The organism is Herbiconiux ginsengi, from assembly GCF_900107435.1.
In the GTDB taxonomy this organism is placed as follows: domain Bacteria; phylum Actinomycetota; class Actinomycetes; order Actinomycetales; family Microbacteriaceae; genus Herbiconiux; species Herbiconiux ginsengi.
Window position 1 is genome coordinate 1 of the sequence record NZ_FNPZ01000002.1, and the last position, 12371, is coordinate 12371.

Here is a 12371-nt window from a genome sequence, read left to right on the forward strand (position 1 = left end):
CGACCGCGGAGAGGAGGACGGATGCGAGGGTGCCGTAGGCGAGCGAGGTCCAGAGCAGGAACGCGGCGGCGACCACGATGGTGACCACACCGGCGCGGGTCGCGAGCCTGCGTGCGCGGGCCCGGATGTCGCCGTCGGTCTTCAGCGACACGAACACGACGCCGTGGGTGAAGAACAGCAGCAGCGTCGTCAGTCCGCCCAGCAGGGCGTATGGGTTCAGCAGGTCGAAGAAGGTGCCGATGTAGTTGTGACCCTCGTCGAGCGGCACACCGCGCACGATGTTGGCGAAGGCGACCCCCCAGAGCAGGGCGGGCACGGCGGAGCCGATCACGATCATCCGGTCGAACCGCCGCTTCCACGCCGCCTCCGGCCGTTGGTGCCGGTACTCGAACGACACACCGCGGAGGATCAGAGCGACCAGGATGAGCAGCAGCGGCAGGTAGAAGCCGCTGAACAGCGTGGCGTACCACTCCGGGAAGGCAGCGAACAACGACGCCCCCGCCACGATCACCCAGGTCTCGTTGAGGTCCCAGACCGGGCCGATGGTATTGATCAGCACGCGCCGGTCGATGTCGTCACGGCCGAGGAAGGGCAGCGACATCCCGACGCCGAAGTCGAAGCCGTCGAGCACGAAGTAGCCGACGAACAAGAAGCCGACGATACAGAACCACAGAACAGTCAGATCCACCATGACTCCTAATAGACGGTCGAGGGCACGGCGGGGCCGTCGCCGGATGCGGGGGTGTGCTCGTCGTCGACCTCAGCGCCGGGTGAGAGTTCGGGGCCCTTCTGGGCGGCCCGCTTGATCAGCCCGAACTCGACGACGGCGAGGGCGCCATAGAGCAGCGTGAAGACGATGAGCGAGATCAGCACGTCGACGCCCGTGATGCCGGGTGACACCGCGTCGGAGGTCTTCAGCAGGCTGAACACGATCCACGGCTGCCGGCCCATCTCGGTGAAGATCCAGCCCATGATCATCGCCGCGAGTGGCAAGGGGAACGCCCAGATTCCCACTCTCCACAACCACCGCCGTTTCGGGCTGCGGCCTTTGCGGGTGAGGAACAGCCCCACGATCGCCGTGAGCACGGAGACGAGCCCGAGGCCGATCATCCAGCGGAACGCCCAGTAGGTGACCCAGATCGTGGGGGAGTAGTCGCCCGGGCCGTAGAGCTGCACGTACTGCGCCTGCAGGTCGTTGATGCCCTCGACCGTGCCGTCGAGCGTGTGCGTCGACAGGAACGACAGCAGGTAAGGGATGCGGATCGAGAACAGCTCGCTGGTGCCGTCGGGGGTGCCCAGTGTGAAGATCGAGAACGAGGCATCCGCCCCGGTCGAGGTCGTGTAGAGCGCTTCGGCGGCCGCCATCTTCATCGGCTGCGTCTGCACCATCGCGAGGCCCAGCTGGTCGCCGGTGAGCACGGTCAGGATGCCGGCGCCCACCATCGTCCACAGACTGAACTTCAGCAGGGGCCGCATGGTGTCGAGGTGCTGGTTGCGGTAGAGGTGGTAGCACGCCACGGCGATCAGGAGCGCGGCACTCACCATGAAGCAGGCGACGATCGTGTGCGGGAAGGCCGCGAGCGCCACTTTGTTGGTGACGACCGACCAGATGTCGGTGAGCTCCGCCCGGCCTTTGGCCTCGTTGATCTGGTAGCCCACCGGGTTCTGCATGAACGCGTTGGCCGCGATGATGAAGTAGGCCGAGAGGATCGATCCGACCGCCGTCACCCAGATGGTGACGAGGTGCAGCTTCTTGGGCAGTTTGTCCCACCCGAAGATCCACAAGCCGATGAAGGTCGCTTCGAGGAAGAAGGCCAGCAACCCCTCCATGGCCAAGGGGGCACCGAACACATCACCCACGAAGCGGGAGTAGTCGCTCCAGTTCATGCCGAACTGGAACTCCTGCACGATCCCGGTCACCACGCCCATGGCGAAGTTGATGAGGAACAGCTTGCCGATGAACCGGGTGAGCCGGAGGTACTTCTCCTTGTTCGTGCGCACCCACGCCGTCTGGAAGACGGCGGTGGTGGTGGCGAGCCCGATCGTGAGAGGCACGAACAGGAAGTGGTAGATCGTCGTGAGACCGAACTGCCACCGGGACAGGATGAGGGGATCGAGGAGATCGTGCACGAAGCCAGACTGGCGGGGCCGGCGCGAGTCGTTCGGGACTTAAGGCCTACGGGCGTCCGAGGGGCCCGAGCGCCCGGGAACACGGATGCACGAATTGCGCCGATAGCCTCGTCGCGGGAATCGTCGAGTCCCTGGGCCGCCTGAGCCGCGAGCAGGGCTACCGCCGCGCTCCGGTGGAGCGACGTCGGCGGAGGGCTACGAGCACGGCGCCGAGCGCGAAGAGGACGAGCGCCGCCTCGACGGCTGCGGCTGGATCCGACCCTGTCGCCGCCAGCGTGGCGGAGCCGCCGCTCGGAGTCGCTGCGTCGGCGGCTGGGGGAGCGGGCGGGTCCGCCGGAGGGTCGGGCACCGTGACCGGGCCCGCCGCGACCGACTGCGTCATGTAGATGCTCGCCACGACGGTGCCGTCCACTCGCCAGGTGGCGCCGAGTTCGTGGTCGCCGGGCGACAGGGGCCGAGGGAGCGTGCCGAGCACGAGGCCGTTCTGCACGATCCCCTCGAAGCGATTCGCGCTGTCGCCCGTCACCGTCACCAGCACCCGCCCGCCCTCGGGCAGCGCCGCACCACCGGGCACGAAGGCCTGCACGGCCACCACCGGCGAGGCGCCGTTCGGCGAGGGGTTCGCGCTCGACCGGATCAGCAGCTGCGGAATCGGTCGGTCCACCGTCGCGATGGAGGAGGTGAAACTGCCGCTGAAGTTCTCATCGCCCGAGTAGATGGCCCGCAGCCGGTGCTGGCCCTGCGGAACGATCTGCGTCGTGATGGATGCCGTGGAGGTGGCGACTCCCGGATGCACCTCGGCGCTTCCCAGCAGCGTCTCGCCGTCGTAGAAGGCGACGGTTCCCGTGGGTTTCAGGTCGCCGCTCGGGTAGGTGAGGGAGCCCGTGAGTTCGAAGAGCGAGCCCGAGTGGATGGGATCGGATACCGGCCGCACCACGATCGACGTGTCGAGCTTCTCGGTCGGGGCCGGGTCGGCGGGTGCCGGGTCGGCCGCATCAGCGCTCGGCCCCACGGCCGGAGCCGGGCCACTCGCCGGCTCGAGACCGCCCATCGACGTCGAACCGCTGCCCGTGAACACAGACCCGAGCGCATCCGTCGCCGGGCTGATCGTCTGGGTCGTGAACGCGCTGGCCACGACGACGCCGTCCACCTTCCAACTCGCGTCGATCTCGTGGTCTCCGGGTGAGAGCGGCCGCGCCAGGGCGCCGAGAACGAGACCGTCGTGCACGGTGCCTTCGAAACGGTTGGAACTGTCGCCGCCGTCAGTCACGAGCACCGTGCCGCCCTCGGGCAGTGTCGCCGCGCCCGCGTAGGCGGCCTGCACCGCAAACACGGGGCTCGATCCGGCTGCCGACGGGTTCGCGCTCGACCGGATGAACAGCTGCGGCAGAGCCGCCGCGACCTCGACGATCTCGAAGTCCTCGCTGCCGGCGAAGTTGTCGTCGCCCGAGTAGACGGCCCGCAGGCGATGCTGTCCCGGCGTCACGACCTGCGCAGAGATCGACGCGTTGTAGCTCGTGTCGCCCGGGTTCACGTCGCCGACTCCCAGCAGCGTCTCGCCGTCGTAGAACGAGACGGTGCCCGTGGGCTTCTGCGCGCCGTCGGCAAAACCGACGTAGCCCCAGAACGGGAACAGCGAACCGGAACGGATCGGGTCGGTCAGTGCCTTCGCCACGATGGAGGTCGCGGTCTTTCCGGGCTCAGGGTCGGGTGTCGGGGTGGGGGTGGGCGTCGGTGTGGGAGTCGGCGTCGGCGTCGGCTGCACCGGGTCGAGCCGCACGACGGTGGTGGCGAATCCGTAGATCGGCGGAGCACCCGAGGTGGTCGAGTGGGAGCTCAGAGCCCAGGTCTGCGGGCCCACCAGCTCGCTGCCCACGGCGATCGAGTACGAGTTCGACTCGTACTCGATGCAGCTCGGGACCTCGGGCACCTTCGCTCCGACGTTGCAGTCCGTCTGCGCCTCGACGATCACCGAACCGATGTAGGCCTTCGTCTCCGGCCGGTAGGCGTTGTAGACCGTGAACATCTGCGGTCCGTGATAGTTCGCCGAATTGGCGTAGGAGTAGATGGCCGTCTGGCCGCTCGTGATCGTCGGCGGTGGATCGACGCCGGCCGTGGTCGTGTGCCCCGAGAGCCAGGTGTAGCCGAGCTCGAGCGAATACGGGGTCTCGTTCTGCACGAACTGGCGCCACGCCCAGGGGACACCCCCGGTGCCGGGAGGCGGGGTGCCGGATGTCACGGGGTCCGGGTCACCCGCATCGGGCAGGTCGGCGGCGGGCTGATCGGAGTCGGGCCCCGTGACATCCGGCACCCTGCTGTCGGCGTCGGAATGCGGAATCCGCTGCAGAGTCAGGATCGTCCGCACCGCGTAGGCGTACGGCGTGCCGATGTCCAGCGCGTCGGCCACGAGCGCGTATTGGCTGTAGGCGCCGGCCAGCGGGCTCGTGTACGTGTGCTGCCACCGGTGGAAGTCGAGGCAGACCTTGATCGTGCGGGTGCAGTCGACTCCCGAGCTGAAGACCACCAGCCCTACATACGTGTCGTTGTCGTAGACGGCGTAGCTGAGCATCTGAGCCAGCCCGTGGCCGTAGGAGAAGCTCGCGCTGCGGATGTCGCCGGCGCTTTCTCCGCCGGGTGGGATCGTCTCCACCGGGCGGCGGATCCAATCCGTCATCTCGGTCTTCGACTGGTCGACCGGCCGCAGCTCGAACTGCGTGTGGTTGATCATCTGGTGCACGTTCTCCCAGTGCGTCTCGTCGCCCAGGGCCGTCGCGGGGGCAGCGGAGCCCAGGATCGCGGCCGCGGCCAGCAGCGAGACCACGGCGGACGCGGCGAGACGGATGAGGGGAACGCGCCGAGATCTCATCGGCCGCCTTCGGGGAAACGGCATGCGGGGGTGATCCTCTCGTCAGCTGCACTCTAGTGAGGAGGCCTCGCCACGCGTCACCCCCAGTACGGGCGCAGCGCTCGCCGTCGTTCGAGACGCGACGGCGGAGAGAAGCTCGCGACACGCCGACCGACCCCTGCACCCGGCGTTTAGACTTGGTACCCAAGCCGAGATAGCCGGAGAATCAGTGCCCTCGAACGACTCCTTCGTGCACCTGCACGTCCACAGCGAATACTCGATGCTCGACGGCGCGGCCCGGGTGAAACCCCTGATCGAAGCCGCGAAAGAGCAGGGCATGCCGGCCGTCGCCGTCACCGACCACGGCAACGTCTTCGGTGCCTTCGACTTCTGGAAGACGGCCACCGAGGCGGGTATCAAACCGATCATCGGCACCGAGGCCTACCTCACCCCGGGCACCCACCGCGGCGACAAGACGCGCGTGCGCTGGGGCAACGGCGGGGGCGACGACGTGTCGGGCGCCGGTGCCTACACCCACATGACGCTGCTCTCCGAGACCACCGAGGGCATGCACAACCTCTTCCGCCTGAGCAGCAAGGCGAGCATCGAGGGCTACTACTTCAAGCCGCGCATGGATCGCGAGCTCCTCTCCACCTACGGCAAGGGCCTCATCGCGACCACCGGATGCCCGTCGGGCGAGATCCAGACGCGCCTGCGACTCGGGCAATACGACGAAGCGGTCAAAGCGGCATCCGATTTCCGCGACATCTTCGGCAAAGAGAACTTCTTCTGCGAGATCATGGACCACGGTCTCGAGATCGAGCGTCGCATCATGGGCGACCTCATCCGCCTCGCCAAGCAGCTCGACCTCAAGCTCGTCGCCACCAACGACCTGCACTACACGCACGCGCACGACGCGACCTCCCACGCCGCGCTGCTCTGCGTGCAGTCGGGCTCGACGCTGAGCGACCCCAACCGGTTCAAGTTCGACGCCGACGAGTTCTACCTCAAGAGCGCCCAGGAGATGCGGCAGCTGTTCCGCGACTACCCGGATGCCTGCGACAACACGCTGCTCATCGCCGAGCGCTGCGAGGTCGCCTTCGACACCAGCGCCAACTACATGCCGCGCTACCCGGTTCCGGAGGGGGAGACCGAGGCCACCTGGTTCGAGAAGGAGGTCGAGGCCGGCCTCAAGGAGCGCTACCCGAACGGCATCACCCAGGAGGTGCGCGAGCGCGCCGACTACGAGGTGGGCGTCATCAAGGGCATGGGGTTCCCGGGCTACTTCCTCGTGGTGGCCGACTTCATCAACTGGTCGAAGCGCAACGGCATCCGCGTCGGCCCCGGTCGTGGATCGGGTGCCGGGTCGATGGCCGCCTACGCCATGAAGATCACCGACCTCGACCCGCTCGTGCACGGCCTCATCTTCGAGCGGTTCCTCAACCCCGACCGCGTGAGCATGCCCGACTTCGACGTCGACTTCGACGACCGTCGCCGCGGCGAGGTCATCAAGTACGTCACGGAGAAGTACGGCGACGAGCGCGTGGCGCAGATCGTGACCTACGGCACCATCAAGGCCAAGCAGGCGCTGAAAGACTCGGGGCGCGTGCTCGGCTTCCCGTTCAGCATGGGGGAGAAGCTCACCAAGGCGATGCCGCCGCCCATCATGGGAAAAGACATCCCGCTCTCCGGCATCTTCGACAAGGCCCACCCGCGCTACAAAGAGGCCGTCGACATCCGCACGGTCATCGAGATGGACCCGGAGGCCCGCACGGTCTTCGACACCGCCCTCGGCATCGAGAACCTGAAGCGGCAATGGGGCGTGCACGCGGCCGGCGTCATCATGTCGAGCGACCCGCTGATCGACATCATCCCCATCATGAAGCGGGAGCAGGACGGCCAGATCGTCACCCAGTTCGACTACCCGGCGGCCGAGTCGCTCGGCCTCATCAAGATGGACTTCCTGGGGCTGCGCAACCTCACCATCATCGACGACGCGCTCGACAACATCCGCTCCAACCGGGGTGAGAACCTCGTGCTCGAAGATCTCGCGCTCGACGACAAGGCGTCGTACGACCTGCTCGCCCGCGGCGACACCCTGGGTGTGTTCCAGCTCGACGGCGGGCCGATGCGGGGCCTCCTGCGCCTGATGAAGCCCGACAACTTCGAAGACATCTCGGCCGTGCTCGCGCTCTACCGGCCGGGCCCGATGGGCGCCGACTCGCACACCAACTACGCGTTGCGCAAGAACGGCATCCAGCCGATCACGCCCATCCACCCCGAGCTCGAAGAGCCGCTGCGCGAAGTGCTCGGCGGCACCTACGGCCTCATCGTCTACCAAGAGCAGGTCATGTCGATCGCGCAGAAGCTGGCCGGCTTCACGCTCGCCCAGGCCGACCTGCTGCGCCGCGCGATGGGTAAGAAGAAGAAGAGCGAACTCGACAAGCAGTACGAGGGCTTCTCGAAAGGCATGCACGACAACGGCTACTCCGAGGCCGCGGTCAAGACGCTGTGGGACATCCTGCTCCCCTTCTCCGACTACGCCTTCAACAAGGCGCACTCCGCCGCCTACGGGGTCATCTCTTACTGGACCGCCTACCTCAAGGCCCACTACCCGGCCGAGTACATGGCGGCGCTGCTCACGAGCGTCGGCGACTCGAAAGACAAGATGGCGCTCTACCTCAGCGAGTGCCGCCGCATGGGCATCAAGGTGCTGCCACCGGATGTGAACGAGTCGATCGGGTTCTTCACCGCCGTCGACACCGACATCCGCTTCGGCATGGGTGCGGTGCGGAACGTCGGGATGAACGTGGTCGAGCTGATCCGTCAGGCCCGGGAGGAGAAGGGCACGTTCACCTCCTTCGGCGACTTCCTGAAGAAGATCCCTTTGCAGGCCACGAACAAGCGCACCATCGAATCGCTCATCAAAGCGGGTGCATTCGACTCGCTCGGATCGACCCGCCGCGCCCTCATCGAGGTGCACGAGGCGATGATCGACAACGCGGTGTCGGAGAAGCGCAACGAGGCCAACGGCCAGGTGGGCTTCGACTTCGACTCGCTGTGGGATGCGCCCGAAGAGGTGCACGACATCCCGGTGCGACCCGAATGGGCCAAGCGCGACAAGCTCGCGTTCGAGCGCGACATGCTGGGGCTCTACGTGTCGGATCATCCGCTCGCCGGGCTCGAGATCCCCCTCGCGAAGGTCGCGTCGACCTCGATCCTCGATCTGCTCGAGAGCGAGCACACGCAAGACGGCGATCAGGTGACGGTGGCCGGGCTCATCACGAGCGTGCAGCACCGGGTGGCCAAGAACTCGGGCAACCAGTACGGCATGATCACGGTCGAGGACTTCAACGGCGAGATCACCGCGATGTTCATGGGCAAGACCTACCAGGAGTTCGGTCCGGCCCTCACGAACGACACCATCGTGGTGGTGCGCGGGCGCGTGTCGCTGCGCGACGACGGCATGAACCTGCACGCCTTCAGCATGTTCCAGCCCGATCTCGGGCAGGTGGGCACGGCGGGCCCGCTGCAGATCTCGCTGGCCGAGACGCGGGCCACCACCGACACGGTGCAGGCGCTGAACGACGTGCTCATCCGTCACGCTGGCGACACCGAGGTGCGGTTGAAGCTCATCAAGAACGACAACGTGCGCATCTTCGAGGTGCCGTTCGGCGTGAACGTGACGGCCGACCTCTACGGCGAGCTGAAGTCCTTGCTCGGGCCCAACTGCCTCGTGTAGGGATCGGAGCCGCCGGTCCGGAGACGGGCCGTCACCCGCCGCTCGTCAGCAGGTCGCGCACCGTGCGTGGTTCGCGGCCCAGCAGAGTGCCGAGCAGCGGATCGACCCCGGCGAAGAAGCCCTGGCCGGCGGCCTGGTACATGCCGAGGACAAAGCGCGACCGGAACTCCGGCTGACCCGAGGCGAGCTGTGCCGCGATCCACTCGTCCTCGCCCACGAGCACGTGCTCGACGGTCTTGCCGGTGACCTCCGCTGCCATCACCGCCACCTCGTCGAACGTCGGAGCGCTCGCGGCGGTGAGGGTGACCGGGCCCTCGTAGGCGCCGTCGGACTCCAGGATGATCGCAGCCGCCTCGGCCGCATCCTCCCGCGCCGTCCACGAGACCGGCCCGTCGGCCGGCACGGCGATCACGCCGGTCTCGCGCCACGGACCGGCCAGCCAGGTGAGGCTGTGGGCGTAGAAGCCGTTGCGCAGCGACGTCCAGGGGATTCCCGATTCGGCGAGCAGCTGCTCGGTCATCGCGTGATCGACGGCCGGGCGGAACGGCGTGTCGAGGGATGCGCCCTGATGGCTGGTGTAGAGGATGCGCCCCACGCCGACGGTGGCGGCCGCATCGATCGCTGCCCGGTGCAGGCTCACCGCGTCGGCGGCCGGGTCGCTCGACGACACGAGCAGCAGCTGCGACGCTCCGTCGAAGGCGGCCGGCAACGACGCGGGATCGGCGTAGTCGCCGTGGCGCACGGTCACGCCGAGATCGGCGAATCGCTCCGCACTCGCGACATCGCGCGCGACGACGACGATGTGGTTCGCCAGCATCCGCTCGAGCAGATGGTCGACAGTGGCGCCGTTGAGGGCTCCGGTGGCTCCGGTGATGATGATCATGACACGTGTCCTCTCCTGTGTTAGCAATGGAATCACGTAAAGGTTATCACTGGAAATTCCGATGGTATCAATTCTGCGTTAGCATTGGAAAATGAGCGAGACGATCAGTGGTCGAGTGGACACCCGGGCGAAGATCGTCGAGGTCGCCGCGCGGCTGCTCCAGGAACAGGGGACCGCAGCCGTCACCACGCGCAGCGTCGCGCACGGAGCGGGCGTGCAGGCGCCGACGATCTATCGCCTGTTCGGCGACAAGAACGGGTTGCTCGAGGCGGTGGCCGAGCACGTCATGGCGGGCCTGGTCGCCGTGAAGGCGGCGGTCGTCGAGGCGGCATCGGTCGACGGCGTCGATCCACTGGTCGATCTCCGGGCCGGATGGCAGTCCCAGCTCGAATTCGGCGTAGCCAATCCTGACCTCTTCCGGCTGTTGAGCGACCCGGATCGAGCGCAGAGTTCGTCGGCGGTCCGCTCGGGCCGGCGCGTTCTGGAAGCCCGCGTGCACCGGGTGGCCGAGACCGGGCGACTTCGCGTGAGCGAGGAACGCGCCGTCGGGCTCATCCAGGCCGCCGGCACCGGCGCGGTCCTGATGCTGCTGGCCACACCGGCCGAGCAGCGCGATCTCGGTCTCGCCGACGAGCTCTACGAAGCGGTGCTGGGGCAGATCCTCACCGACGCACCGGAACAGGGCGACGGGGGTGCGATCGCGACCGTGATCGCCTTCCGGGCGATCGCGCCACGCCTCGATGCCCTGAACGACGCCGAGCGGCAGTTGCTCGTCGACTGGCTCGACCGGGCCATCGGCTCTGGACTCGACCGGCGGGCAGGGGCATAGTCGGAGGCAGGCGGCGGCGATGGTGCCGCCCGGATGCGGAGCGACCATGGACCACAAGCCCGTCACCGAGGCGATCGAGAAGGCGCACGCCGCCCTGTCCGAATCCCTGCCCTTCGACGACACCGCCGACTTCGACGACGCCGAACGCGGCTTCATCGCCGCCCTCGATCCGGGCGTGATCAGAGCGGCCGACGGGCGGGTCGTCTACGACATCGACAGCTACGCGTTTCTCACCGGCGATGCACCGACATCCGTCAATCCGAGCCTCTGGCGGCAGTCGAAGCTCGTGGCCCGGCAGGGTCTGTTCGAGGTGGTCGAGGGCATCTACCAGGTGCGCGGCTTCGACCTCTCCAACATCACCTTCGTCGAGGGCGACACCGGTGTGATCGTGATCGATCCGCTGATCTCCACCGAGACCGCGGCCGCCGCGCTCGCACTGTATCGCGAGCATCGCGGCGACCGCCCGGTGGTCGCGGTCATCTACAGCCACAGCCACGTCGACCACTTCGGCGGGGTCTTCGGCGTCGCCTCGCAGGCGGATGCGGATGCCGGGCGTATCGAGGTGATCGCGCCCGAGGGCTTCGTGGAGCACGCCGTCTCGGAGAACGTGTACGCGGGCACCGCGATGTCCCGCCGCGCCGGCTACATGTACGGCGCCGCCCTCGACCGCGGCCCGCAGGGACAGGTGGGGGCCGGCCTCGGTCAGACCACCTCGGGCGGAGAACTCGGCCTCATCGTGCCCACCGTCGACATCACCACCACGGGTGAGACGCGCACGGTCGACGGGGTGGAGATCGAGTTCCAGATGGCGCCCGGCACCGAGGCCCCCTCGGAGATGCACTTCTACTTCCCCCGCTACCGCGCTCTGTGCATGGCCGAGAACGCCACCCACAACCTGCACAACCTGCTGACCCTGCGCGGCGCCCTCGTTCGCGATCCGCACGTCTGGTCGAGCTACCTCACCGAGGCGATCGAGACCTTCGGCGATCGCGCGGATGTGGTGTTCGCCTCGCACCACTGGCCCACGTGGGGCGCCGAGCGCATCGCGACGTTCCTCACGAACCAGCGCGACCTCTACGCCTACCTGCACGACCAGACGCTCCGCCACCTCAACCAGGGCTTCACCGGCGCGGAGATCGCCGAAGTGATCGAGTTGCCGCCCGCGCTCGTCGAGGCCTGGAACACCCACGGCTACTACGGGTCCGTGAGCCACAACGTGAAAGCCATCTACCAGCGCTACCTCGGATGGTTCGACGGCAACCCGGCGCGGCTGTGGCCGCATCCGCCCGCCGAACAGGCGAGCCGGTACGTCGCGGCGATGGGCGGGATCGACCGCGTCGTCGAGCTCGCGCAGACGGCCTTCGACGAGGGCGACTTCCGCTGGGCGGCGACCCTGCTCGACCACGCAATCTTCACCGACGCCGACCATGCCCCCGCCCGCGCTCTCTACGCCGACACGCTCGAGCAGCTCGGCTACGGGGCCGAGAACGGCACCTGGCGCAACTTCTTCCTCTCAGGGGCGACCGAGTTGCGCCACGGCAACTTCGGCAGCCCCGCCGTCACGGCAGCGCCCGCGATCGTGGCGCAGCTGACCGCGTCGCAGCTGTTCGATCTGATCGCGATCTCGGTGAACGGCCCGAAGGCGTGGCACCTGGACCTGGCGCTCAACGTGACCTTCACCGATCTCGGCTCGAATTACGTCGTGACCCTGCGGAACGGCGTGCTCATCGCCATCGAGAAGCCCGCGTCGGCGGACGCCTCGGTGACACTCGGCCTCAGCAGGGCCCGGCTGCTCGCTCTGCTCGGCGGCGACACGGATTCGGCGGGTATCGAGATCGCGGGTGATGCGACCGTGCTGCCCGCGCTGCTCGGTGTGCTCGATCGGGGCGATCCGTCGTTCGACATCGTGACGCCGTAACCGGCCAGGGGCGGCATCCGGCTG

General features: G+C 67.6%; 7 protein-coding genes. 3 read left to right on the forward strand and 4 right to left on the reverse strand.

The window, feature by feature from the left end:
- From cydB to BLW00_RS08295, 3 genes are all read right to left on the reverse strand, one after another.
- Positions 1–688, reverse strand: a 688-nt coding sequence (gene cydB / locus BLW00_RS08285; RefSeq protein ID WP_139256664.1) for a cytochrome d ubiquinol oxidase subunit II, incomplete at its 3' end; no start/stop codon positions are given.
- An 8-nt stretch (positions 689–696) separates the two neighbouring features.
- A complete protein-coding gene (locus tag BLW00_RS08290; protein WP_092552224.1) occupies positions 697–2130 on the reverse strand; it encodes a cytochrome ubiquinol oxidase subunit I in 1434 nt (477 codons plus the stop codon).
- Between the two features lie 157 nt (positions 2131–2287).
- Positions 2288–4996: an Ig-like domain-containing protein gene (locus tag BLW00_RS08295; protein WP_092552227.1), complete on the reverse strand. Its 2709-nt coding sequence runs from the start codon at positions 4994–4996 to the stop codon at positions 2288–2290.
- Positions 4997–5255: 259 nt separating this feature from the next.
- Here BLW00_RS08295 and dnaE point away from each other — a divergent pair, with 259 nt between their 5' ends.
- Entirely contained in the window at positions 5256–8717 is a 3462-nt protein-coding gene (dnaE, locus tag BLW00_RS08300) for a DNA polymerase III subunit alpha (protein ID WP_245741552.1), read from the forward strand.
- A 31-nt stretch (positions 8718–8748) separates the two neighbouring features.
- On the opposite strand, the gene BLW00_RS08305 is transcribed toward dnaE, so the two are convergent.
- Positions 8749–9600 (reverse strand): NmrA family NAD(P)-binding protein, encoded by an 852-nt coding sequence (locus BLW00_RS08305; protein ID WP_092552233.1) that lies wholly within the window; start codon positions 9598–9600, stop codon positions 8749–8751.
- A gap of 91 nt (positions 9601–9691) precedes the next feature.
- Here BLW00_RS08305 and BLW00_RS08310 point away from each other — a divergent pair, with 91 nt between their 5' ends.
- Positions 9692–10429, forward strand: a complete 738-nt coding sequence (locus BLW00_RS08310; RefSeq protein ID WP_092552236.1) for a TetR/AcrR family transcriptional regulator — start codon at positions 9692–9694, stop codon at positions 10427–10429.
- Positions 10430–10475: 46 nt separating this feature from the next.
- Entirely contained in the window at positions 10476–12347 is a 1872-nt protein-coding gene (locus BLW00_RS08315) for an alkyl/aryl-sulfatase (protein ID WP_092552239.1), read from the forward strand.
- The last annotated feature ends 24 nt before the right edge of the window (positions 12348–12371 follow it).

Excerpts from the sequence above, each read along its gene's own strand:
- BLW00_RS08315 (WP_092552239.1), top strand. The coding sequence starts at position 10,476 with ATGGACCACAAGCCCGTCACCGAGGCGATCGAGAAGGCGCACGCCGCC.
- dnaE (WP_245741552.1), top strand. The coding sequence starts at position 5,256 with ATGCTCGACGGCGCGGCCCGGGTGAAACCCCTGATCGAAGCCGCGAAA.
- BLW00_RS08295 (WP_092552227.1), bottom strand. The coding sequence starts at position 4,996 with ATGAGATCTCGGCGCGTTCCCCTCATCCGTCTCGCCGCGTCCGCCGTG.
- BLW00_RS08305 (WP_092552233.1), bottom strand. The coding sequence starts at position 9,600 with ATGATCATCATCACCGGAGCCACCGGAGCCCTCAACGGCGCCACTGTC.
- BLW00_RS08310 (WP_092552236.1), top strand. The coding sequence starts at position 9,692 with ATGAGCGAGACGATCAGTGGTCGAGTGGACACCCGGGCGAAGATCGTC.